Source organism: Sporosarcina sp. P26b (genome assembly GCF_002743245.1).
Taxonomy (GTDB): Bacteria; Bacillota; Bacilli; order Bacillales_A; family Planococcaceae; genus Sporosarcina; species Sporosarcina ureae_C.
The window spans coordinates 1-24,093 of record NZ_PDYW01000021.1; the positions used below are offsets into that span (position 1 = coordinate 1).

Below are 24,093 nucleotides of genomic sequence, written 5' to 3' on the forward strand. Positions count from 1 at the left end.
GTCAACACTTTCACTTAAAATGTTTTTCTTTATTAAGTTTGATGTTTTCGCAACTGCTCAATGCGACGCTTATAAATATACCACCGTGTTTAAAGGAATGCAAGCTTTTTCACCATTCTTTTAAAAAAGAATGGTGAAACCGCGTACCTACAATGAAAGAAAGATACAAATCACTTATGCAATGGTGATTTAAAGACTTCATATTCTCTTTAGTTGTTTGTAGTTGTATCTTTATTTAGGGTTTGATGTATTAAAAGACCTTAACGATGGATATTTTTCTGTTAGATGATAAGTCAATATGGATGCCTGTATCTAAAATCTTCACTATCGGACGCAATGGGAAGTCTCGGTGTAAATAAATAACTTCGGCTATCTCATTGGTCGTTAGTTTTAATCTGGTTCCAATTGAAAGCTTATTGATCAGTTCGTGTAATACTTCAATTACCTTCATATCAAACTTGCCAAATTCCTCTTCCCTCATCAACTCAATTACTTTGAAAGAACTTTCCTTTTGTCTGTACGGTCTTTCCGACACCATCGCATGGTATACATCCGCCACTGAAAGTATTTGGGAGATTTCCGTAATCTCTTGTCCTTTCAGCCCTCTCGGATAACCACTGCCATCGAAACGCTCATGATGCTGGAGAATTGCTACTTTCATTTCCTGTCGTACTAATGAAGAGTCGTTAACCATTTGGAAACTGTGAATCACGTGTTTCTTTACTTCATTCAATTCCTCGCCTGTTAGGAACGCGACTTTATCAATGATTTTCTCATCTACTTTAGCCATACCGCTATCCGCTAATACGCCAGCTATACCAATTTGTAGTACTTGTCCTCTTGGGTACCCCATAGCATCACTTATTAATGCTGCTAGAATCCCTACACTAATAGAATGATGTGCGCGATAGTTTTGCATGGAGGAAAACTCATTTAGTCTTCTAACGTATTCCTTCTTTTCCAAAAATGCTTGAATTACCGGTAAAACAATTGTTCGCACTGCCGCGACGTCTAGTTTCTTACCTGATCTATAATTGATAAATTCTTTTCTATATGATTCTACTGCCTCGTCATATAATGTTTCCAATGATCTCGACTTTGGAGGGGCACTTTGATTCATCAGCTTTTCAACTTCTGGTGTTAGTTTTACTTCCGTTATTTGCTCTACAGGTCCTTGGTCTGTTTTACTAAGTGCCTTTGATTCAACCAAAACGCGGGTAATACCAAATGAATGAAGAATTTCGAAATGCTCTAGCATTAACTTCGTGTCTTTGACCATAATCGGGTTTTTCGTATTGACATACAGATCCTCTTTTAGAAAACTACCGGGCCTCAATTCACTTACCTCTTTGTAAATATCCAACGTTTTCACCTGATTTCTTGTTCGCTCTATCTATTATCATATAATATTCTCAATTATATGGATAGATGTCTGAGCAAATTTTCCTATTGAAAGCAAAAAAGTTATTGGAGAGGTTTAATTTACCTCTCCAATAACTTTTGCTTATTCTTCTGAATCTAGTTCAGTATCTATTTCCGTCTCTGGCAATACCTGTTCAGATGTTTCCACTTGATCGTCAAGCTCTTCCTCAATCTCTTCTTCGAGGTCATCGTCTTTTTCCACCTTTGCGACTGTTGCTACTCGTTCATCATCAGCCAAGCGAATAAGTCGTACCCCTTGTGTAGATCGACCAAATATAGAAATATCACCGATCGACATACGGATTAAAATCCCGTGAATCGTAATTAACATTAAATCTTCTTCTCCGTTAACCGACTTCATCGCGACAATACCGCCATTTCGATCTGTCATATGCATAGTTTTTAGTCCATAACCGCCACGTGATTGGGATCGGTACTCACTTTCAGGCGTACGTTTACCATACCCCTTCTCAGTAACTACAAGGATGTCGTCTCCAGCATCTACAATGTCCATGCCAATTACTTCATCCTCGAGACGCAATCTGATACCACGTACACCTGCGGCAGTTCTGCCGAGCGGACGGATAGTTTCTTCGTCAAAACGAATCATCATACCTTGTTTTGTACAGATCGCAATATCTGACGTTCCATCAGTAGATCTAACGGATATCAATTCATCTTCTTCACGCAATCCTAGTGCAATTAAGCCGTTCGCACGAATATTGGCATAGTCCATAATCGACGTTCGTTTAATAACACCTTGTTTTGTCGAGAAGAACAAGTAATGATCTTCAGTAAACTCATCAATTGGGATCATGGCCGTAACCTTTTCACCTTTTTGGAAGTCTAGCAAATTAATAATCGGCAAGCCTTTGGCAGTACGGCTGTATTCAGGAACTTCATAGCCTTTTTTACGGAATACACGGCCTCTGCTCGTAAACAGTAAAATCGTGTCATGCGTAGATGTATTTAACAAGTGCTCTACAAAGTCATCCTCATTCGTGCCCATACCTTGAATTCCACGACCGCCACGTTTCTGACTGCGATACGTATTGGCTGGTAGACGTTTAATATATCCTTGATGAGTTAATGTCACAATGGAGTTTTCCACGGGAATTAAATCCTCATCTTCAAGCATTTCAGAACCGCCAAGCATAATCTCTGTTCGACGTTCGTCAGAAAAACGCTCTTTAATTTCAGTCAATTCTTCACGGATAATTTCAATTAACTTTACTTCATCCGCCAAAATTGCACGCAATTCGGCAATAAGTGTCAGCAACTCCTGGTACTCAGACTCAATCTTATCTCTTTCCAATCCAGTTAGGCGTTGTAGACGCATATCGAGAATAGCTTGTGATTGACGATCGGATAACTCGAATGTCTCCATCAAGCTTGCCTTTGCTTCCCCTGTCGTCTTAGACGCACGGATCAATGCAATAATGCGGTCGATATGATCAAGAGCTATACGTAATCCTTCTAAGATATGCGCACGGTCTTCTGCTTTATTCAAATCAAATTGTGTACGGCGACGGATGACCACTTTCTGGTGTTCTAAGTAGTGGTATAGAATTTCTTTCAATGGCAACACTTTTGGTTGCTTGTCTACAAGTGCCAACATATTGATACCAAAACTAGTCTGCAAGGCAGTTTGTTTATACAGGTTGTTCAATAAAACGTTAGCATTGGCATCGCGTCGTACTTCAATAACAATTCGCATTCCTGTGCGGTCAGATTCATCTGCCAAGTGCGTAATGCCTTCAATCTTCTTATCGCGCACAAGCTCCGCAATCTTTTCGATTAACTTTGCTTTGTTTACTTGGAATGGTATTTCATTGACGATAATTGTTTCACGACCGTTTGCAGCCGTTTCGATTTCTGCCTTTCCTCGGATAATTAGGGAACCACGGCCTGTTTCGTAAGCTCGACGAATTCCACTACGTCCAAGGATCATACCGCCCGTTGGGAAATCCGGGCCTGGAATGATTTCCATCAGTTCCTCAGTTGTAATCGCACTGTTCTCTGCCAAGGCGAGTACAGCATCGATCGTTTCCCCTAAGTGATGGGGAGGAATATTTGTCGCCATTCCTACCGCAATCCCAGATGTACCGTTTACTAGTAAGTTTGGATAACGGCCTGGTAAGACGGCAGGCTCTTTTTCCTGCTCGTCATAGTTTGCTTGGAAATCAACTGTATTTTTATTGAGATCGCGTAATAATTCCATTGCTATACGAGACATACGAGACTCCGTATAACGCATTGCAGCTGCACCGTCCCCATCCACAGATCCAAAGTTTCCGTGTCCGTCGACTAGCATGTAGCGATAACTGAAGTCTTGCGCCATCCGTACCATTGTGTCATATACTGCACTATCACCGTGTGGGTGATACTTACCAATAACGTCTCCTACAATACGTGCGGACTTTTTATGTGGCTTTTCCGCGGTAATGCCGAGATCATGCATAGCATACAAGATACGGCGATGTACGGGTTTCAAACCATCACGAACGTCTGGAAGCGCACGGGAAACAATAACACTCATCGCATAGTTCAGAAATGATGTTCTCATCTCTGTATTAATATTTATTTCCTGCACTCCGCCTTTTGGCAAATCTGCCATGTTGTCAAGCTCCTTTCACCACTTATATCTATAATTTTGATCGATGCTAATTCATTCACAATCAATCAAGTATCGATATTTTGTGCGAAAACTGCATTGTCTTCAATGAATTTTCTGCGTGGCTCTACTTCGTCACCCATTAGTTCTTCAAATGTTGCATTGGCTTCTATTGCATCGTCCATACGAACTTGCAAGAACGTACGCTTTTCAGGATCCATTGTTGTTTCCCATAGCTGTTCTGGATTCATCTCACCTAGACCTTTGTATCGTGTAATGTCTGGTTTCGGTGAAGCTGGCATTCTGCTCAAGATTTCTTGCAAAGCCTCTTCGTCATAACAATACTCTTCCTTTTTCCCTGCGCGCACACGGTAAAGCGGTGGCTGTGCAATGTACACATAGCCTGCCTCGATCAACGGACGCATGAAACGGAAGAAGAAGGTTAATAATAACGTCCGGATGTGGGCTCCATCCACGTCAGCATCTGTCATAATGACAAGCTTGTGGTAACGGGCTTTATCTAAGTTGAATTCAGGTCCGATTCCTGTACCGAGTGCCGTAATGATCATACGAATCTCTGCGTTCCCTAGGATACGGTCCAAACGTGCTTTTTCTACGTTGAGGATTTTCCCTCGTAATGGCAAGATCGCTTGGAAGTGACGGTCACGACCATTTTTTGCAGATCCTCCAGCTGAGTCACCCTCAACGATATACAATTCACTGATAGCTGGATCTCTTGAAGAACAATCTGAAAGTTTACCCGGCAAACTCGAGATTTCCAACGCCGATTTGCGACGAGTCAATTCACGAGCGTTTTTAGCGGCCATACGTGCTCTTGCTGCCATTGTACTCTTACCCACTACTTGACGCGCTACCACTGGATTTTCAATTAAGAAACGTTGCAGTGCTTCGGAAAATAGTGAATTCGTAATCGTGCTAACTTCTGAGTTACCTAATTTCGTTTTTGTTTGACCTTCGAATTGAGGATCAGGGTGCTTAATGGATACGATAGCCGTTAGTCCTTCACGCACATCATCCCCTGTCAGATTATCTTCTGACTCTTTCAATAAGCCGTTTTTACGTGCATAGTCGTTAATCACTCGAGTCAATGCAGTTTTGAAGCCTTGCTCGTGTGTACCGCCTTCATACGTATGGATGTTATTCGCAAATGACAATAGGTTTTCTCCGTAGCCACTGTTGTATTGCATAGCCACTTCAACAGTAATCCCATCACGTTCGCCTTCGGTATAAATTGGATCTTCAAAAATCGGTTCTTTATTTACGTTCAAATGCTGGACGTATGATTTGATTCCGCCTTCGTAGTGAAACAGTTCTGATACTGTTTCTTCACCGCGCTCATCCGCAATGGTAATGCGTAAGCCACGATTTAGATAGGCAAGTTCACGTAAACGTGTTGCCAATATGCTGTACTCATATTCCGTTGTTTCCGTAAAGATTTCAGAATCCGCCTTGAATCGAATTGTAGTACCGGTTTCATCCGATTCTCCAATGACTTCAAGTTCTTTTGAGACGGGTCCTCTAGAAAACTCAATTGCGTATAGTTTATTATCACGCTTAACATAGACTTCCGTCTTCTCTGACAAAGCATTGACAACTGAAGATCCTACGCCGTGTAGACCACCAGAAACTTTATATCCACCGCCGCCAAACTTACCACCAGCGTGTAATACAGTCATGATGACCTCAACTGCGGGTCTGCCTGTTGACTCTTGAATGCCTACTGGAATCCCGCGGCCATTATCAGCTACACGAATCCAGTTATCCTTTTCTATGGTTACTTCGATGTGATCACAGTACCCAGCGAGGGCTTCGTCAATACTGTTATCTACAATTTCCCATACAAGATGATGAAGTCCTTTTGCACTTGTAGTCCCAATATACATACCGGGACGTTTGCGGACAGCTTCAAGGCCTTCCAATACTTGTATCTGACCTGCATCATAATCGGTCTGTATGTCCTTATCTTCAATTGCCAAGGTGTTCACCTTTCCTTTCCAAACCTATCAAACCGTACTGACCTATTCTCTACGTGAGACAGATCCGTCATGCACTTCAAAAATAGCTGCTTCCTGAATCGTATTATGATCAATTCCTGCGATATTGGTTGTCGTCACAAATGTTTGTACTTGTCCTTGCATTGTACTTAATAAATGTGATTGTCGATAATCATCCAATTCCGATAACACATCATCTAGCAATAAAATCGGAGTTTCGCCCACTTCTTGCTTTACTAGCTCAATTTCCGCCAGCTTTAAAGAAAGAGCAGTCGTCCGTTGCTGCCCTTGTGAACCGTACGTTTGAATATCGTACCCATTGACAAAAAACTGCAAATCATCACGATGTGGACCTATCAGTGTCAGCCCTCGTTCTAATTCGCGTCTTCGTACACTCTGTAACTGATCAGCAAATATTGTTTCCATCTCTTTGGCAGTCTGCCCAGAATGGAGATCTTTTAAAGTCCCATATGAAACTTCTAGTGATTCAAGACCACGTGAAATCCCTTGATGAATGGGGTTTGCCCATTTTTGTAGCAATTCCATGAAATAAAAACGTTTTCGAATAATTTGAACTGCCACTTGAATATACTGTTCTGTGTAAATATCGAACATAACATCCTGGAGATCCAATTTACCTCGATTTGCTTTTAACAAGGCATTGCGTTGTTTTAATATCTTTTGGAAATTGACCAAGTCATGCAAATAGACTCTCGAAATCTGTCCAATTTCCATATCTAAAAAACGCCTGCGCAGCTGTGGGCTGCCTTTTACGATATTCAAATCTTCAGGCGCGAACATGACTACATTCATCTGGCCGACATACATACTCAAACGATTTTGTTCCAGATGATTAACTCTAGCCTTTTTTCCCTTTTTGGAAATCGTCAGCTCTAACGGCATATGTCCAAATTTACGTTGGACGTCCCCTTCTATTTTACCACACTCTTGTTCCCAACGTATAAGTTCGCGATCATTTGACGTGCGATGGGATTTTGCCATGGCTAATACGTAAATAGCCTCCATGACATTGGTTTTCCCTTGTGCATTTTCGCCGATCAAGACATTCATTGTGGGAGAGAATTCTAATTCCAAAGATTCGTAATTTCGATAGTTCGTTAATTTTAGCCGATCAATATGCATCCGACTGTCCAGATTCATCCAATGACAGTTTGAATTTTCCTGCACCCGGGATATTTACTACATCACCGTCATATAGTTTCTTACCGCGTCGTTGTTCTGGTTCGCCATTTACATAGACGACATTTTCACCTAAAAACCATTTAGCCATTCCACCAGAGCTGATCACGTTCGTCATTTTTAGTAATTGTCCAAGCGTTATATATTCAGTATTAAACTGTACTGTTTCCATTTTTTTATCAATCCCTCTTAAAATATTCTGTCCCTCTAGTTTACCTAACTTTTCGCAATAAGTAAAAAGGTAGCCAACATGTTGACTACCCTTTTAAAAGATATTTTCTATAGTTACGGGTTAAAACGTTCTAACCGGTAAAATTAGTTGTAATATTGCTTCGCTATCAATTGATTTTAAGATGAACGGTCGCATGCTGCCAGTAAAATGAATCTTAAGATCCTGACCATCAATTGCCTTCAATGCATCCATCATATACTTTGCACTAAAGGAGATTTTCAAAGGTTCACCTTCGATATGCACAGCTTCTACCAATTCTTCTACATTTCCGACATCCGGAGAGTTTGAAGAGATTTGCACATGTGGACTACCGTCTGTTGAGAAGTGCACAATATTATTCCGATCTTCACGCGCTAACAAAGATGCACGGTCAATTGCTTGCAACAAATTACGACCATTAATTGTAATGGACGTTTTGTATTCAGTTGGAATCAGACGTGAGGTGTCGGGATAATTGCCCTCTAATAGTCTTGAATAGAACAAGACATTGTGCAACTTGAATAGTACTTGCTGATTGGCAATGAAGATTTCTACTGCAGTCGAGTCGTCGGGTAATATTTTGCTGAGCTCCTGAAGGCTTTTACCTGGAATGACTGCATTGAATGGTGAGCTCGCTTGAATTTCAGGTGTCACAATACGTCTAGCTAATCGGTGACTATCAGTTGCAATGCAATACAACTCTTGCTCTTTCATAATCCATTGAACGCCGGTTAGAACTGGACGCGTTTCTTGTTGAGATACAGCAAATACAGTCTCACGGATAAGCGATTTCATCAGGTCCGCTGGCATTTCAAAGCGTTCTGCATCTTTTACATCTGGCAGAATGGGATATTCGTCAGCACTTTGGGCAATAATATGGAATTCAGACTGACCAGAACGAATATGTGTTTTCATTCCATCACGTAATTCAATCATGACTTCATTAGTTGGGAGCTTACGAATAATCTCGTTGAATACTTTTGCTTGTAATACTAGTGTACCTGGTTGGATCGTTTGAATGATTTGTGTACCATCCTCTTCTACTGGAATGAAAGTAGATATCGTGATATCTGAATCACTTCCAGTCATCGTCAATCCCTTTTCAGTAATTTCTAATTTGATACCTGTCAAAATAGGTGTTGTCACTTTTGAACTGATCGCTTTGATAACATCGCTCAATCCATCCAATAATCTATCTCTCATAATTTCAAACTGCATATCGATACCTCGCTTATATAATAATAATTAAGTAATTAAATATAGTAGTAATAGTAGTAGGGGCTGTGGATATGTGGAAAAGCCTTTTGAATGTATGAGAATCATAGTTTCCCACATGTGCATAACAAGTGGACGACCTTGCATTACTTGTCCACAGTTATCCACAACTCTTTAGGCTCTTCCTAAAACCTTTTTAATATCTTGTACATCTTGTTGTAGTGATTTGTCTATATCAAGTTGTTTCGAAATCTTTTCATGTGCGTGAATGACAGTGGAGTGATCCCGACCACCAAATTCCGAACCGATCTTCGGCAGTGATGAATCTGTCAGCTCTCTTGAAAGAAACATCGCAATTTGCCGTGGAAATGCAATAGCACGTGTTCGTTTCTTCGCTACAAAGTCTTCTAATCTAATATTAAAATGCTCACCGACGGCTTTTTGAATGTCTAGAATCGATATAATCCGCGGACGTGAGTTTGGAATAATATCCTTTAATGCTTCAGCAGCCAAATCTGTCGTGACATCTGCATTTACTAATGAGGAGTACGCAACGACGCGAATTAATGCACCCTCTAGTTCCCTAATATTTGTATCAATTTGATTGGCAATGTATAGCATGACATCGTTTGAAATGTCGACTAAACCATCTGCTTTAGCCTTTTTGCGTAAAATTGCAATTCTTGTTTCAAGATCAGGCGGTGCAATATCTGTAATCAGTCCCCATTCAAAGCGAGAACGTAAACGGTCTTCCAGTGTGGGTATCTCTTTTGGAGGTCGATCACTGGAAATGATAATTTGCTTTGATTCTTCATGCAGCGTATTGAATGTATGGAAGAATTCTTCTTGCGTTTGTTCTTTTCCTGCCAAGAATTGAATATCATCAATTAATAGCACATCTACGCTACGGTATCGGTCCCTAAAATCACCGGCTTTATTATCACGTATGGAGTTAATAAACTCATTCGTAAACTTTTCAGATGATAAATAAACTACCTTTAGCGCGGGATTTTGTTCCAGTACATAATGACCAATTGCATGCATTAAGTGCGTTTTTCCTAATCCAACGCCTCCATAGATAAAGAGTGGATTATAGGCTTTTGCGGGTGCTTCTGCAACTGCAAGTGATGCAGCATGAGCAAAGCGGTTTCCTGACCCAATGACGAATGTATCAAATGTATACTTTGGATTTAACATGCCAGCTGAATTGGCCATAGGCGCTCTTTCTACTGGTTTAGGCTCTGGCTTTGGTAATTTAATATCGTTCTCCGCCATGTCTTGCGGAACGATAAACTCAACAATTCGATCTTCACCCGTTAGTTCGGATAGAATCCCTGTTATTAGATGGACGTAATGTGTTTCAAGCCAGTCCTTAGCGAATGAGTTTGGAACAGAAATAGTTGCATGTTCTGCTTCATACGTTAGTAATTTTGTTGATTTCAACCACGTCTCAAAACTAGGCTTCGAAACTCTAGCTTCAATATTCTTCAATACTTGTTCCCATAAACTCGATAGATTTTCCAAACGTGTGCCTCCTTTACAATAAAATATTAAAAAGCCCTGAATGCGCTTATACACAGTATCCATGGCTGTGGATAAATATTATCGAAACATGTTGAAAAAACTATCCACACTGTATTCACATATGTGGATAAGATTTTAGCTATAAATTATATACACAACAAAAGCTTTCTAATTGTAACAGGGAAAATGAATATTGACAAGGAGTCTGATGATTTATGCACAACTCCGTTAACTGTGCATAAAGTGGTTATCCACAGGCTTGGATATGTGAAAAACTTGTCGACAATTGCCGGTATAAGAAATCCACAATTTTAATCCATTAACAATTCATCCAGAGCGGCGTCATGGAGTATTGTGGATAAGTCTATATGGCAATTAAAAGTATTGCGTGCGGATCCTAAACTAAGGAATAGAAAAACATTGACATTCTTTTACTGGGTGGCTATACTATTCAAGACTGTCATAGTAGGAAAAGAGACAATCAAAGCAGGAGGTGTCTTACGAAATGAAACGTACATTCCAACCAAATAAACGTAAACGCGCTAAAGTTCACGGCTTCCGCCAAAGAATGAGTTCGAAAAACGGACGTAGAATTCTAGCAGCTCGTCGTCGTAAAGGAAGAAAAGTTCTTTCAGCATAAGGCCACTGACATCAGTGGTCTTTTTTTTAGCTATTGGACTATTTCTTAGTGACTGCCAAGTCTCTACCATTAGAGGATCAGCAGACTGTGGCGGAAGAAAATTAAAGCAGGTGCCAATATGAAAAAAAACCAGCGAATTAAAAAAAATAAAGAATTTCAGACAGTATTTAAAAAAGGTAAGTCCTTTGCTAACCGACAGTTTATTGTCTATACCTATAAGAAGGAAGACCAGGAAGAGTTCAGAATTGGCTTATCTGTCAGTAAAAAGGTAGGGAATGCCGTCACACGAAATCGGATTAAACGATACATCCGACAATCGTTCCTGGAAATGAAAGATGAGGTCAAACCTGATCTGGATTATGTTATTATCGCGAGAAATCAAGCCGCTACGCTTGATTTCCATACGGCCAAGAAAAATCTGCGACATGTACTAAAAATCGCGAAGGTATTTAAGTAAAGTTAAAGTCTCATTAAGATGTAGAACGATTAAAGCCGTCATGTTACACTGAAAAAAACTTAATAAATGATCTTGCGACTGTTTGGGGGAAAAAATGTTGAAAAAGAAATTAGTGTTCCTTTCACTACTTGTTGTAGTCGCTGTCTTCATGGCAGGTTGTACCGAATTCAAGGAGCCGATCACGGCCGAAAGCACAGGTATCTGGAACGAATATATCGTGTGGCCACTCGTCACATTGATTATGAAATTCAAATCGTGGTTAGGTACATATGGACTGGCAATTATCGTCGTTACAGCAATCATTCGTACCGCATTGCTTCCATTGATCATTCAACAAACGAAAAGTTCGAAGCGCATGCAGGAAATCCAGCCGCAACTGAAAGCGTTGAAAGAGAAATATAAATCCAAAGACGCGGTGACCCAGAAGAAGTATCAAGAAGAAATGCAACAGATCATGATTAACGAGAAAATCAATCCAGTTGCAGGATGTCTACCGGTTATCATTCAGATGCCAATATTTATTGGTTTCTATCACGCGATCAGCCGGATGAATGCGACGCCGACAATTGAACTGGGTAACTTCTTTGGAGTTGCACTTGGTTCACCAAGTATTTTATTTGCTGTCATTGCTGGGTTGTTCCAATTGACCGTTCTACGTACAGGGCCTGCAATGGATAACCCACAAATGAAGATGATGATGTATATTATGCCATTTATGATCATGGTATTCGGTTCATTCTTACCAGCAGCACTTGCTTTATACTGGATTGTCGGAAATATCATTTCATTGCTCCAAAACATTTTCATCTATAAGCCGTTCGATAAGCCGAAAAACGTCGAAGTAGAGAAAGCGGGAGGGAAAAAGAAATGAAACAACTTACACAAAGGGCAGCAACAGTTGAGCTAGCAATTGAATCAGCGTTACAGGACCTGGGTGTAACAAGAGATGAAGTAGAGGTACAGGTAGTGGAAAAGGGTAGAAAAGGATTTCTTGGTTTTGGCTCAAAACAAGCCGAAGTGCATGTAACTGTATTGAAGAAATCAAAGCCTGACCCTAAACCTGTAGTCACTCCGGTCACTGAACCGGCACAGACGCTAACGGATGACAGTAAAGAGCCATCACCTGTGACTGAGGCTCAAGAAGTTGTTCAACAGCCTGAGGTCAAAGCAGAGCCTGTGATGGATGAAGAAGCCAAACCAGCACAAGAAACTAAGACTTATAATGAAAAAGAAGCAATTGAAGAAACTAAGCGATACATCGAAGAGATGGCTGAAGGAATGGGTATTGAAGATTTAGTCATCACATATCAAACAAAAGGGAAGTACATTAACTTCCAGCTAGAGAGTGAAAAGGCAGCGTTCTTAATAGGCAAAAGAGGGCAAACGCTTAATGCAATCCAGCAATTAGCGCAGCTCGTCGCCAATAAAGTAACGAAGCAATTCAAGATTGTAAGAATTGATGTAGCGGATTACCGTGAGCGCCGTGAGCAGTCACTAGAACAGCTGGCGGATCGCATGGCAGACCGCGCAGTGCGCACTAAACGTCAAGTGGCACTGGAGCCAATGCCGTCCTACGAGAGAAAGGTCATCCATAACGCATTATCACTTAGACTCGATATCGAGACATTCTCTGAAGGAAAAGATCCATACCGACACATCGTCATCAAAGGAATCGAATAAAACGAACCCCGTGGAAGCTTCTACGGGGTTTTTTAGTGCGTATAAGTAGAGAATGACCTTTTGTGCGCTAGGAACTTTCACTTCTAGCGGGCGATCGTGTCCTGTCTGGAGCGTAAATTCCCTTCTCAATACACATGTAAGTCACTCAAATACTCTTTAGATTTCTTGCATACTTTCTTGCTCCTATATTATCTTTTCAGAAAGTTTCTACATGAGAAATCTTGAAACGACAGTGTTCTTTGTCGACTGCTAGCACATGATAAATTAACATGACGCTTGGTTCAAAATTCCTGAATTTATCCACATTTTTTTAAATTCGCGTGCTAGGAGATTCCGACGATTTATGATAATATAGGTTGTTAGAAAGTAGTATTCGCTATAAAAGATATGCACATGTGCACAACGAAGCCAGGAAGGTGAAAAACTTGCATTTTGATACGATAGCCGCCATTTCCACTCCCATGGGAGAAGGAGCGATTGCCATCGTTCGTCTGAGCGGCGATGACGCATGGAAGATTGCAGACCGTATATTCCAGTCACCAGCGGCGAAACCACTCTGCGAACAACCATCGCACACAATTCATTATGGACATTTGCACGATCCCGCCACTGAAGAATTAGTGGAGGAAGTCATGGTGTCGATCATGAAAGCACCAAAGACCTTCACGCGCGAAGACATTGTGGAGATCAACTGTCACGGAGGCATCACTTCAGTCAATAGAGTACTCCAATTGGTATTGACAGAGGGGTCTAGATTAGCAGAACCCGGCGAGTTTACTAAACGAGCATTTCTTAATGGCCGGATTGATTTATCCCAGGCCGAAGCAGTTATGGATTTGATCAGGGCCAAAACAGATAAAGCCATGAACGTTGCACTGAATCAGATGGAGGGGAAACTATCCCACTTGATCGGCGAATTGCGACAGGCATTACTCGAAACACTTGCACAAGTGGAAGTTAATATAGATTATCCGGAATACGATGATGTTGAAGAAGTGACAATTCCTTTGATGATTGAAAAAGGAACGTGGGTAATGAATGAGATTGATGAGTTATTGCGTACATCATCACAAGGGAAGATCTTGCGTGAAGGATTATCTACTGTAATTGTAGGACGTCCAAACGTTGGAAAATCATCGTTACTTAACAGCTTAGTGCAGGAAAACAAAGCGATTGTTACTGATGTTGCGGGCACTACCCGTGATATTATAGAAGAGTATGTCAATGTTCGTGGAGTTCCTTTGCGTCTTGTCGATACTGCAGGAATCCGGGAGACAGAGGATATTGTCGAGCGGATTGGTGTGGAACGTTCCAGGAAGGTACTGAAAGAGGCGGATCTCATTTTATTGATGGTGAATAGTTCTGAAGTGTTAACAGATGAAGATGAGCGATTATTTGAAGCTGTTGCCGGTATGGACATGCTCGTAATCGTCAATAAAACAGACTTGCCAGCAAAAATTGATCTGGATCGAGTCTATGAATTGGCAGGAAGAGACCGCGTGATTACTACTTCCATTCTGCAAGAGCAAGGTATTGATGAGTTGGAAGAAGCGATTGCTGCACTGTTCTTTGAAGGTTCATTGGAATCTAATGACTTAACGTATGTATCCAATGCCCGCCACATTTCGTTACTAAAGCAGGCGCGTAATACGATTGACGATGCAGTACAAGCAGCACAAGCAGGAGTTCCTATTGATATGATTCAAATAGACGTTACACGCACGTGGGAAATTCTCGGTGAAATCATCGGAGATACCGTTCAAGATAGTTTAATTAAAGAGTTGTTCTCAAAGTTCTGCCTCGGAAAATAATGATTTTATAAATGGGAAGGATGAACGAACATGCCACAATTTGAAGCAGGCACGTTCGATTGTATCGTCATTGGTGCTGGACACGCAGGCGCAGAAGCAGCCTACGCATCAGCCAAGATGGGCGCATCGACATTAGTTTTAACAATGAATTTAGACATGATTGCTTTCATGCCATGTAATCCCTCTTTGGGAGGGCCTGCAAAAGGGATTGTAGTGCGTGAAATAGACGCACTTGGCGGTGTGATGGCAAAAGTCATAGATAAGACGCATATTCAAATGCGTTTATTGAACACAGGGAAAGGTCCAGCAGTGCGTGCTTTACGTGCACAAGCAGACAAAGTATTGTATCAGCAAGAAATGAAGCGCATTCTGGAAGAGGAACCGAATATGACACTTCGCCAAGCAGTCGTCGAGCGATTAATCGTAGAAGATGATGAAATAAAAGGCGTTGTGACACAGATTGGCGCAATATTCCGTGCGAAGACCGTTATTATTACAACGGGTACATTTTTACGCGGGGAAGTCATCATCGGAGATCTCAAATACTCCAGTGGGCCGAATAACCAAATGCCGTCAATCAAACTGGCTGAACATTTACAGGAGCTTGGTTTGCAGACGGTTCGATTTAAAACGGGTACACCACCACGTATCAACAGCAATACAATTGATTACAGCAAGACAGAAATTCAGCCAGGAGACGATGTACCGCGTTCATTCAGCTATGAAACAACGGAATACATCATGGATCAATTGCCATGTTGGTTGACGTATACGACTCCTGAAACGCATGAAATTATCAATGATAATCTTCACTTATCCCCGATGTATTCGGGCGTAATTAAAGGAAAAGGACCAAGCTATTGTCCATCCATTGAAGATAAGATTGTGCGTTTTGCGGACAAGTCACGTCATCAGATTTTCCTCGAGCCTGAAGGTCGTAATACAAGGGAAGTATATGTACAAGGATTGTCAACAAGTCTTCCCGAGCATATACAACACCGCTTGATTGCAAGTGTACCAGGACTTGAAAAGGCTGAAATGATGCGTGCAGGTTATGCAATTGAGTACGATTCCGTCATTGCTACACAATTATGGCCGACGCTAGAAACGAAAAAGATTAAAAACTTGTACACAGCTGGCCAAATCAACGGAACATCCGGATATGAGGAAGCTGCAGCACAAGGACTGATGGCGGGAATCAATGCAGCATGCAACGTACTTGGCAAGGAAGAAGTTGTGCTGGGTCGAAGTGATGCATACATTGGCGTACTCATCGACGACCTTGTCACTAAAGGTACAAGCGAACCGTATCGTCTATTGACGTCAAGGGCTGAATATCGTCTATTATTACGACATGACAATGCCGATATGCGTTTGACGGAGATAGGTTATCAAAATGGAATGATTAGTGAAGAGCGCCATACGAAGTTTTTGGCGAAGAAAGCACAAATCGATGCGGAGATTGAACATTTACGCAAGATATCAATTAAACCGACAGACGAAGTTCAAGCAATTATCGCTGAAGCAGGTGGAGCAGCACTTCGTGAACCAATGAAGGCAGCTGATTTATTAAAGCGACCTGAAATGAAGTACAGCGAATTATGCAAAGTGGTTCCGCCTCTTGAAGAAATTAGCGATGAAGTGGCAGAGCAAGTTGAGATCTTCATTAAGTATGAAGGGTACATTGAGAAGTCTATGCAACAAGTAGCAAGAATGAAGAAGATGGAGAATAAGCGGATTCCTGAAAATATTGATTATGATGCAATTTCAGGTATTGCCAAAGAAGCAAAGGCCAATCTTAAAGAAGTCCAGCCGTTGTCGATAGCACAGGCATCACGTATTTCGGGTGTCAATCCAGCAGATATCTCGATCTTACTTGTCTATATTGAACAAGGAAAGATTGCGAAAGTATCCGGGTGAGTATAGGACTGGCGCTTAGGTGCGTCAGTCTTCTTGAAAAGGAATGAGAACATGACGGAAGAACAGTTTTACGAAGCGCTACAAGAGAAAGGCTTTGAATTGTCCGATACGCAGAAACAACAGTTCAAACGTTACTTTGAAGTACTCGTTGAGTGGAATGAAAAGATGAACCTAACGGCTATTACGGATGCACCTTCTGTATATCTAAAACATTTTTATGATTCCATCACAAGTGCATTTTACGTAGACTTCACGAAGTATGAATCAATTTGTGATGTAGGAGCGGGCGCAGGTTTTCCGAGTATCCCGTTAAAGATTATCTATCCACATCTTCACGTAACGATTGTAGATTCCTTGAACAAACGTATTACATTTTTAAACCATTTAGCTAGTGAATTAAAGCTTGAAAAAGTGGCATTCGTCCATGCAAGAGCAGAGGAGTTCGGCCGTAATCCGAAGTATCGTGAACAGTTTGATGTAGTGACTGCGCGCGCAGTAGCACGTTTGTCGGTATTGTCGGAACTCTGTATTCCACTTGCCAAGCAGGGGGGGCTCTTTGTTTCCATGAAAGGTGCAGATGCCTCCAACGAAATGGCAGATGCTACACGTGCTGTAAAACTACTAGGGGCAGTTTTACAGAATGAACATGCATTCCTTTTACCGGAAGAAAATAGTGAACGCCACATTTTTGTCTTTGAAAAGAAGAAGCAGACACCGAAGAAATACCCAAGAAAACCAGGTGTGCCTAATAAAACACCGATTACAGCAGACTGATTTAGGGGAATGTTTCACGTGAAACAATTGTATAGAAGAGATAAGAGGGAATAGTTCCGAAAAGGTGGTGCAGAGGTTGAAAAGTACTTTTTCGCGTTTTTTTGGTGGGGGAGAAAAGATGGCTACGATAGAAGAAGTTAGAGTTCAGCATCTGGAGAAGGTAGCACAGATAGGTATTGATACAATCATACCGAATCAATACCAGCCACGGGCAATTTTTAATGAAGAAAAGATTGAAGAACTTGCTAGAACGATTCATACACATGGCGTCATTCAACCAATTGTCATTCGTACAAAAGAGGACGGATCATACGAAATCATTGCTGGGGAACGAAGATATCGTGCGATGCGTAAGCTTGGCTGGACAGAAGTACCGGCAATTGTAAGGGACCTGGATGATAAAGAGACGGCCTCTATTGCTTTAATTGAGAACTTGCAACGCGAGGAACTGACGGCAATTGAGGAAGCACATGCTTATGAACGTTTACTGGAACTGCATGAATTGACACAGGAAGCATTGGCACAAAGACTTGGTAAGGGGCAGTCTACCATTGCGAATAAGATGCGCTTGTTGAAGTTGCCTGAACCAGTTCAAACAGCAATCTTGAAAAAAGAAATATCTGAACGTCATGCACGTGCATTATTACCTTTAAAGGAATCCGCACTTCAGATGGAAGTGTTGGAAGAGATCAAAACGAATCAATATAATGTTAAAGATCTGGAAGCTAGGATTAAAGAGATCTTGTACCCAACTGAATCAGTTGAGAAAGTGCAACCTGCAAGAAAGCGCGGACCTCGACAGAAAGCTGTTAGTAAGGATGTTCGTATCGCAGTAAATACGTTGCGCGAATCACTGGTACTAATGGCCAAGAGTGGGATTGAAGTAGAATCCGAAGAAGTAGATTCCGAAGAATACTACACAATCACGGTAAAGATATGTAAAAAGTGACGTATGAAAACTCTTGCTGACATACTAGCAAGAGTTTTCTTATATATCAATAGAGTTCGCACAGTGAAGATGATAAACTGAAATAGACCACATAGAACACATTTTTTGTCAGGTATTTTAAACATAAGAAGCAACTAGTAAAATTTTGGTGTACTATTAAGATAAATGAATTAGGAAAGAAAGCAGGTGCAAGAGTGGGTAAGATTATTGCTATAGCAAATCAAAAAGGAGGAGTCGGCAAAACGACGACTTCTGTAAACTTAAGCGCATGCCTTGCCCATTTAGGCAAAAAAGTGCTCTTAATTGACTCGGATCCACAAGGAAATGCAACGAGTGGAGTCGGTGTAAACAAAGGCGACGTGCAAGATTGTATTTATAATATTTTAATCGACGATGTACCGGTACGAGATGTTATTTTTCCAACGGATATCGAAAATCTTGAAATTGTTCCTGCGACCATTTCACTTGCAGGAGCTGAAATTGAGTTAGTATCTACTATTTCACGTGAAGTTCGCATGAAACACGCAATTCAAGACATCAAAGACGATTACGACTATGTCATTATTGACTGTCCGCCATCACTTGGTCTCTTGACTTTGAATGCACTGACGGCTTCTGACTCCATCATCATTCCTGTGCAATGTGAATATTATGCGCTCGAAGGACTTAGTCAATTACTGAGCACAGTCCGTCTCGTTCAAAAACATTTGAATGAATCGCTCTATATTGATGGGGTATTATTGACGATGTTTGATGCACGTACGAATTTAGGTATTCAAGTTATTGAAGAAGTAAAGAAATACTTCCAAGATAAAGTGTACAAAACGATCATCCCACGTAACGTTCGTTTAAGCGAAGCGCCGAGCCATGGTAAGCCCATTATATTATATGATCCACGATCCAAAGGTGCGGAAGTATATTTAGAGCTGGCAAAGGAAGTGGTGGAGAATGAGTAAAGGTCTAGGTAAAGGTCTTAATGCATTATTTCCTCGAGAGTCATTGGAAAAGGTAGAACTTTTACGCCTGAAAAGTATTAAAGTCAATCCATACCAGCCACGTAAAGAATTCAATGAAGAGTCCTTGATTGAATTGAGCGAATCCATCAAGGAACATGGCGTTCTACAACCTATTATTGTACGAAGTGTAGGGACGCAGTATGAAATAGTAGTAGGGGAAAGAAGATTCCGAGCTTCTGAATTGGCAGGTAAAAAGGAAATTCCAGCCGTTGTACGTGATCTAACAGATGAGCAATCAATGGAAATGGCTATTCTTGAAAACTTGCAGCGTGAAGATTTATCACCAATAGAAGTGGCGGAAGCCTATCAAAACTTGATGGAAAGTCTAGAGTTAACACAAGAACAACTTGCCTTTAGACTAGGCAAAAGTAGACCACATATCGCCAACCATATCCGTTTACTGGCGTTACCCGAAAAGGTCTTGAAAGACATTTCCCAAGGAATACTATCTATGGGACATGGCCGTACGCTTCTTGGTTTGCGTAAAAAAGAACAAATCTTAGCCATTGCTGAAAAGATTAAGACGGAAGGGTTAAATGTCCGTCAATTAGAGAAACTAGTACAACGTTTAAATGAAGATGTTCCACGTGAAACAAAAAAGGAAAAGAAAAAAGATATATTTATTGAAGCCCAAGAAACTACATTGCGTGAGCAATTCGGTACGAATGTTACTATCAAAAAAACCAAGAAAAAAGGTAAAATTGAAATCGAGTTTCATTCGGATGAAGACTTCGAACGTATTCTTGAATTATTGAACGCAGAGCGATGATACAAAAACCTATTTTGCTTTCATTGCAAAATAGGTTTTATTCTTGAAGAGAACTTGGACGTGACATCATGATATTGTTTGGATCGCTGTTTAATGTATTTACGATTATAGTGGGTACATTAATTGGTAGGTTTTTATACGCAATACCAGAACGAATGAAAGAAACGATCATGTATGGAATTGGTATGGCTGTCGTAGCTATTGGATTGCAAATGACATTCGAAACAACACAAATTGTCATTGTCATTCTTAGTATAGTCATAGGTGCAATTCTTGGTGAAATAATTGATCTTGATCAAAAGGTTAATCAATTGGGGCATTGGATTGAAAGAAAGTTACCTACCAAAAAGGCTGGGCCGGGAATTGCTCAAGGTTTTGTAACGGCTACGTTGTTCTTTTGCGTAGGCTCCATGGCAATCATCGGTGCTATTGATAGTGGTCTGCGTAATGATCACAATGTATTGGTAATGAAAGGAATCTTGGATGGATTTACTTCCATTATCTTTAGTTCCACTTTAGGAATAGGTGTAGCTTTTGCAGCCGTACCTCTATTCATTTATCAAGGAAGTATAACTTTCCTAGCTACATTCCTCAGTCGGTTTGTCCCTGATGAGTTAATGGAGTTATTCATCTCTGAAATGACCGCTACAGGTGGCTTAATGATTGCGGCAATCGGATTAAATTTAATCGGCTTGACGAAAATCAGGGTAGCTAATTTCATCCCAGGGATTGGTGTAGTTGCGATCATCGTAACGATTGTATACGCCTTTTGATGGCTGACGATGATGTGCTAGTTGCAAGGCTCGACCAATCATACGACTCATTTCAAACGGTAGATGTAGCCGAGTGCTTTGTAAGACGGCTTGCTCCATGAATCCACCGATATTAACGATTCCTTTGATTGATACATCGCCAACAGGTGGTAGTTCCTTACCAACCGCTTTGCCAGGTGCAATAGGTCCGCTATGAAACAATAGATCACCAACTGCGTCCTTTTTACTTAGACATGCATCAATTGCGACTACGAATGCATCGGGATACATGGATTTTGTTAACTCGATACGTTGCTGCAGGTTAAGCGCGTGCAAAGGGTCTCGTAACGTGCCGACTACCTTGTAAGGGAATAGACTTAGTTCAGACAAGTAAGAGCCGGTCAACGGACCAAGCGAGTCGCCGGTAGAGCGATCCGTTCCAATACAATAAAATATGATTGGTTGCTGTTTGAAGGGTATATGTTGCGCGAAGTAAGAACTTAATTTCCACACGACACCGGTTTCTTTACTGGAAATTCGGTAATGATAGGAAGAGGATTCAGCTCTATACATAGGATGACACCAGTCCTTTGTGATTATTTACGCTGAAGAGTATTCTGCTCAGGTATTGCTGTGCAGTATATCCTCGGGCGAACTGGTTTATACGAAAGGAGGATTTCTTTCAATGGCAACAACTTCTGCTACAGAAGAAGCGAAAGAAAGCCTAAAAGGTTTAGAAGCAGCAATGCAACAAGTAAAAGATACGATATTCAGTGCCGACTTTTGGCTCTCTACTGGAATTTTTGCTATTCGCATTCTCTTGATTATTGTGGTGGCAGGTGTAGTAGTAAAAGTAGGGCAAGTATTAATAAGGCGATTCTTCGCTATTAAGTTGAAAAGTCCGATGCGCAAAACAGAACGACGTGAAAAGACCATGATCAAACTTTTAGAAAACGCATTGAAATACATTGTCTATTTCTCCGCTATACTAGCCGTTCTGACAGAGTTCAAGATAGACGCAAAAGGTCTACTTGCAGGTGCAGGCGTGCTTGGTCTGGCTGTCGGCTTTGGTGCTCAAAGTTTAGTAAAGGATGTCATTTCAGGGTTTTTCATCATTTTCGAAGATCAATTTGGAGTAGGGGATTATGTACGTATTAACTCAGGTGAAGGAACGGTCATGGAAATTGGTCTCCGTACAACAAAGATTGCATTGTATGGTGGAGAGTTATATACCGTCCCGAATGGACAAATAGGTGAAGTTGTCAACTACTCTGTTACCAATTCCATGGTATTGCTTGATCTTGCGTTATCCTATGAAACGGATATTGATCGCGCAGAGGAATTAATCAAGGAATTCTTGAAACGATTGCCGAAAGATCGTTATTCAGAAGTGATTGGAGTTCCGGAAGTATTGGGCGTACAAAGTATGGAACCGTCCAGAATCCTTTTGCGTATAGCTGCAGAAACGGAGCCGGTAGCCAATTTCAGCGTAGGTCGCAAACTTCGTCAAGACTTGAAGAAGTTTATGGATGAGAATGGAATTAAAATTCCTTATCCAAAAATGGTGATCCGTGATGAACAAAAGGAAGGGGATTCATATGATGGCGGACAAAGAGTTTAATTTGCATGACGTGGTGGAGATGAAAAAACAACATCCATGTGGAACGAATGCATGGAAGATTATTCGGATGGGCGCGGATATTCGGATTAAATGTGAAGGATGCGGACACAGCGTCATGATACCGCGTAATGAATTCGCCAAAAAGATGAAAAAGGTTCTGCTAAAGAACGAGTCGTGACAGCACATGGACAATCTCACGCATTGTCCTTATAATGAAATGGTTGACTAACGAATAATGTAAGCTTTGGATAGATAAGAAAGGTGTGGGAATAATGGCGTTAACAGCTGGGATTGTAGGTCTTCCGAACGTTGGGAAATCCACTTTATTTAATGCAATAACAAAGGCAGGAGCAGAGGCAGCGAACTATCCGTTCTGTACGATTGATCCGAACGTAGGAATCGTTGAGGTGCCAGATGAGCGTTTGGATAAATTGACTGAGCTTGTCACACCAAAAAAGACGGTGCCGACTGCATTCGAATTTACGGATATTGCAGGAATCGTAGAAGGCGCAAGTAAAGGTGAAGGACTCGGTAACAAGTTCCTATCACATATTCGTGAAGTAGATGCAATTTGTCAGGTTGTCCGTTGTTTCGTGGATGAAAACATCACGCACGTATCAGGAAAAGTAAGTCCAATCGATGATATCGAAGTCATTAACCTAGAATTGATTCTAGCGGATATGGAAAGCGTAGATAAGCGTTTGGCGCGTGTTTCCAAAATGGCGAAGCAAAAAGACAAAGAAGCGATGGTAGAAGAGCCAATTCTACTGAAATTACGTGATGCATTTGAAAATGCAATGGCAGCTCGTTCCGTTGAATTAACTGATGATGAGCTTCAAGTCGTTAAAGGCATGCACTTGTTGACGATCAAACCGATGTTGTATGTTGCAAACGTTTCAGAAGATGAAATTGCAGATGCAGATAATAACCCATATGTACAACAAGTTCGTGACTTTGCAGAGAAGGACAATGCAGAAGTAATCGTAGTATGTGCGAAGATCGAAGAAGAGATGGCTGAGCTTGAAGATGACGAGAAGGAAATGTTCCTTGAAGAGTTAGGTATCAAGGAATCAGGTCTTGATCAGTTGATTAAAGCGACGTATAACTTACTTGGCTTTGCAACATACTTCACGGCAGGCGTGCAGGAAGTTCGTGCATGGACATTCCGCAAAGGCATGAAAGCACCACAGTGTGCTGGCGTAATCCATACCGACTTTGAACGCGGATTTATCCGTGCAGAGACGGTAGCATACGACGACTTAGTGGAGCACGGTTCCATGACAGCGGCTAAAGAAGCCGGCAAGGTTCGTTTGGAAGGTAAAGAATACATCGTTAAAGACGGCGACGTTATGCTGTTCCGCTTTAACGTATAATACAAAAAGGCTGATTCTCCCCGTGAGAATCAGCCTTTTTATTGGTTTGGAGTTAGCAAAGTTTAAGAATTACGGAGGTAAGTAGTAGAAAGTTAATTAGTGAGTACGAGGGGATTGCAACACTAGCCAG

The 24,093-nt window shown here is 41.2% G+C and carries 22 protein-coding genes; 14 read left to right on the top strand and 8 right to left on the bottom strand.

The annotated features are described in order from the left end of the window. Nucleotides 1-250 precede the first annotated feature (250 nt). From CSV69_RS13555 to dnaA, 7 genes are all read right to left on the bottom strand, one after another. Nucleotides 251-1,363 (bottom strand): HD-GYP domain-containing protein, encoded by a 1,113-nt coding sequence (locus CSV69_RS13555; RefSeq protein ID WP_143560834.1) that lies wholly within the window; start codon nt 1,361-1,363, stop codon nt 251-253. A 141-nt stretch (nt 1,364-1,504) separates the two neighbouring features. Beyond that, nucleotides 1,505-4,039 carry a DNA gyrase subunit A gene (gene gyrA, locus CSV69_RS13560; protein ID WP_099624943.1) on the bottom strand — a complete coding sequence of 845 codons (2,535 nt, stop codon included), beginning with the start codon at nt 4,037-4,039 and terminating at the stop codon, nt 1,505-1,507. Nucleotides 4,040-4,104: 65 nt separating this feature from the next. Continuing rightward, the gene (gene gyrB, locus CSV69_RS13565; RefSeq protein ID WP_085427704.1) at nt 4,105-6,033 is read right to left on the bottom strand and encodes a DNA topoisomerase (ATP-hydrolyzing) subunit B; all 1,929 of its coding nucleotides are present in this window, start codon (nt 6,031-6,033) and stop codon (nt 4,105-4,107) included. A 42-nt stretch (nt 6,034-6,075) separates the two neighbouring features. Beyond that, nucleotides 6,076-7,194 carry a DNA replication/repair protein RecF gene (recF, locus tag CSV69_RS13570; protein WP_085427703.1) on the bottom strand — a complete coding sequence of 373 codons (1,119 nt, stop codon included), beginning with the start codon at nt 7,192-7,194 and terminating at the stop codon, nt 6,076-6,078. Continuing rightward, on the bottom strand, nt 7,184-7,423 hold the full coding sequence (gene yaaA / locus CSV69_RS13575; protein WP_085427702.1) for a S4 domain-containing protein YaaA: 240 nt from the start codon (nt 7,421-7,423) through the stop codon (nt 7,184-7,186). Before yaaA ends, recF begins: the two co-directional genes overlap by 11 nt. Before the next feature lie 120 nt (nt 7,424-7,543). Continuing rightward, nucleotides 7,544-8,680 (bottom strand): DNA polymerase III subunit beta, encoded by a 1,137-nt coding sequence (gene dnaN / locus CSV69_RS13580; protein WP_085427701.1) that lies wholly within the window; start codon nt 8,678-8,680, stop codon nt 7,544-7,546. Nucleotides 8,681-8,851: 171 nt separating this feature from the next. Further along, nucleotides 8,852-10,201, bottom strand: coding sequence for a chromosomal replication initiator protein DnaA (dnaA, locus tag CSV69_RS13585; protein WP_085427700.1), 1,350 nt, complete (start codon nt 10,199-10,201; stop codon nt 8,852-8,854). A gap of 505 nt (nt 10,202-10,706) precedes the next feature. Between dnaA and rpmH the strand changes: the two genes are divergently transcribed. The 11 genes from rpmH (at nt 10,707) to CSV69_RS13640 (ending at nt 20,990) form a co-directional block, all read left to right on the top strand. Continuing rightward, nucleotides 10,707-10,841 (top strand): 50S ribosomal protein L34, encoded by a 135-nt coding sequence (gene rpmH / locus CSV69_RS13590; protein ID WP_029054388.1) that lies wholly within the window; start codon nt 10,707-10,709, stop codon nt 10,839-10,841. Nucleotides 10,842-10,959: 118 nt separating this feature from the next. Then, entirely contained in the window at nt 10,960-11,298 is a 339-nt protein-coding gene (rnpA, locus tag CSV69_RS13595) for a ribonuclease P protein component (protein ID WP_099693689.1), read from the top strand. A gap of 94 nt (nt 11,299-11,392) precedes the next feature. Then, complete coding sequence (yidC, locus tag CSV69_RS13600) at nt 11,393-12,169, top strand: membrane protein insertase YidC (protein ID WP_199170428.1); 777 nt, start codon at nt 11,393-11,395, stop codon at nt 12,167-12,169. Further along, the gene (gene jag / locus CSV69_RS13605; protein ID WP_085427698.1) at nt 12,166-12,978 is read left to right on the top strand and encodes an RNA-binding cell elongation regulator Jag/EloR; all 813 of its coding nucleotides are present in this window, start codon (nt 12,166-12,168) and stop codon (nt 12,976-12,978) included. Before yidC ends, jag begins: the two co-directional genes overlap by 4 nt. A gap of 425 nt (nt 12,979-13,403) precedes the next feature. Continuing rightward, nucleotides 13,404-14,789, top strand: a complete 1,386-nt coding sequence (gene mnmE, locus CSV69_RS13610; RefSeq protein WP_099693690.1) for a tRNA uridine-5-carboxymethylaminomethyl(34) synthesis GTPase MnmE — start codon at nt 13,404-13,406, stop codon at nt 14,787-14,789. Between the two features lie 30 nt (nt 14,790-14,819). Next, a complete protein-coding gene (gene mnmG / locus CSV69_RS13615) occupies nt 14,820-16,709 on the top strand; it encodes a tRNA uridine-5-carboxymethylaminomethyl(34) synthesis enzyme MnmG (RefSeq protein WP_099624942.1) in 1,890 nt (629 codons plus the stop codon). Nucleotides 16,710-16,760: 51 nt separating this feature from the next. Next, a complete protein-coding gene (gene rsmG / locus CSV69_RS13620) occupies nt 16,761-17,483 on the top strand; it encodes a 16S rRNA (guanine(527)-N(7))-methyltransferase RsmG (RefSeq protein WP_085427695.1) in 723 nt (240 codons plus the stop codon). Nucleotides 17,484-17,559: 76 nt separating this feature from the next. Then, nucleotides 17,560-18,432: a nucleoid occlusion protein gene (gene noc, locus CSV69_RS13625; RefSeq protein ID WP_099693691.1), complete on the top strand. Its 873-nt coding sequence runs from the start codon at nt 17,560-17,562 to the stop codon at nt 18,430-18,432. Nucleotides 18,433-18,626: 194 nt separating this feature from the next. Beyond that, nucleotides 18,627-19,388: a ParA family protein gene (locus tag CSV69_RS13630; protein ID WP_085427693.1), complete on the top strand. Its 762-nt coding sequence runs from the start codon at nt 18,627-18,629 to the stop codon at nt 19,386-19,388. After that, on the top strand, nt 19,381-20,217 hold the full coding sequence (locus CSV69_RS13635; RefSeq protein WP_085427692.1) for a ParB/RepB/Spo0J family partition protein: 837 nt from the start codon (nt 19,381-19,383) through the stop codon (nt 20,215-20,217). The genes CSV69_RS13630 and CSV69_RS13635 overlap by 8 nt, the downstream gene beginning before the upstream one ends. 68 nt (nt 20,218-20,285) lie before the next feature. Then, complete coding sequence (locus CSV69_RS13640; protein ID WP_085427691.1) at nt 20,286-20,990, top strand: DUF554 domain-containing protein; 705 nt, start codon at nt 20,286-20,288, stop codon at nt 20,988-20,990. Here the strand turns inward: CSV69_RS13640 and yyaC are convergent. Next, nucleotides 20,901-21,542, bottom strand: coding sequence for a spore protease YyaC (gene yyaC, locus CSV69_RS13645; RefSeq protein ID WP_085427690.1), 642 nt, complete (start codon nt 21,540-21,542; stop codon nt 20,901-20,903). The genes CSV69_RS13640 and yyaC overlap by 90 nt on opposite strands. Before the next feature lie 112 nt (nt 21,543-21,654). On the opposite strand from yyaC, the gene CSV69_RS13650 reads away from it, so the two are divergent. The 3 genes from CSV69_RS13650 (at nt 21,655) to ychF (ending at nt 23,963) form a co-directional block, all read left to right on the top strand. After that, a complete protein-coding gene (locus CSV69_RS13650) occupies nt 21,655-22,590 on the top strand; it encodes a mechanosensitive ion channel family protein (protein WP_085427689.1) in 936 nt (311 codons plus the stop codon). Beyond that, on the top strand, nt 22,571-22,768 hold the full coding sequence (locus tag CSV69_RS13655; RefSeq protein WP_083034454.1) for a DUF951 domain-containing protein: 198 nt from the start codon (nt 22,571-22,573) through the stop codon (nt 22,766-22,768). Before CSV69_RS13650 ends, CSV69_RS13655 begins: the two co-directional genes overlap by 20 nt. Before the next feature lie 94 nt (nt 22,769-22,862). After that, on the top strand, nt 22,863-23,963 hold the full coding sequence (gene ychF / locus CSV69_RS13660; RefSeq protein ID WP_085427688.1) for a redox-regulated ATPase YchF: 1,101 nt from the start codon (nt 22,863-22,865) through the stop codon (nt 23,961-23,963). The last annotated feature ends 130 nt before the right edge of the window (nt 23,964-24,093 follow it).

What these genes read in the sequence shown, in the direction of transcription:
- yyaC (WP_085427690.1), bottom strand. Translation starts at nt 21,542, where the DNA reads ATGTATAGAGCTGAATCCTCTTCCTATCATTACCGAATTTCCAGTAAA.
- yidC (WP_199170428.1), top strand. Translation starts at nt 11,393, where the DNA reads ATGTTGAAAAAGAAATTAGTGTTCCTTTCACTACTTGTTGTAGTCGCT.
- dnaN (WP_085427701.1), bottom strand. Translation starts at nt 8,680, where the DNA reads ATGCAGTTTGAAATTATGAGAGATAGATTATTGGATGGATTGAGCGAT.
- recF (WP_085427703.1), bottom strand. Translation starts at nt 7,194, where the DNA reads ATGCATATTGATCGGCTAAAATTAACGAACTATCGAAATTACGAATCT.
- rpmH (WP_029054388.1), top strand. Translation starts at nt 10,707, where the DNA reads ATGAAACGTACATTCCAACCAAATAAACGTAAACGCGCTAAAGTTCAC.
- rsmG (WP_085427695.1), top strand. Translation starts at nt 16,761, where the DNA reads ATGACGGAAGAACAGTTTTACGAAGCGCTACAAGAGAAAGGCTTTGAA.
- gyrA (WP_099624943.1), bottom strand. Translation starts at nt 4,039, where the DNA reads ATGGCAGATTTGCCAAAAGGCGGAGTGCAGGAAATAAATATTAATACA.
- ychF (WP_085427688.1), top strand. Translation starts at nt 22,863, where the DNA reads ATGGCGTTAACAGCTGGGATTGTAGGTCTTCCGAACGTTGGGAAATCC.
- CSV69_RS13640 (WP_085427691.1), top strand. Translation starts at nt 20,286, where the DNA reads ATGATATTGTTTGGATCGCTGTTTAATGTATTTACGATTATAGTGGGT.
- mnmG (WP_099624942.1), top strand. Translation starts at nt 14,820, where the DNA reads ATGCCACAATTTGAAGCAGGCACGTTCGATTGTATCGTCATTGGTGCT.
- CSV69_RS13655 (WP_083034454.1), top strand. Translation starts at nt 22,571, where the DNA reads ATGGCGGACAAAGAGTTTAATTTGCATGACGTGGTGGAGATGAAAAAA.
- rnpA (WP_099693689.1), top strand. Translation starts at nt 10,960, where the DNA reads ATGAAAAAAAACCAGCGAATTAAAAAAAATAAAGAATTTCAGACAGTA.
- CSV69_RS13635 (WP_085427692.1), top strand. Translation starts at nt 19,381, where the DNA reads ATGAGTAAAGGTCTAGGTAAAGGTCTTAATGCATTATTTCCTCGAGAG.
- jag (WP_085427698.1), top strand. Translation starts at nt 12,166, where the DNA reads ATGAAACAACTTACACAAAGGGCAGCAACAGTTGAGCTAGCAATTGAA.
- yaaA (WP_085427702.1), bottom strand. Translation starts at nt 7,423, where the DNA reads ATGGAAACAGTACAGTTTAATACTGAATATATAACGCTTGGACAATTA.
- CSV69_RS13650 (WP_085427689.1), top strand. Translation starts at nt 21,655, where the DNA reads ATGGCAACAACTTCTGCTACAGAAGAAGCGAAAGAAAGCCTAAAAGGT.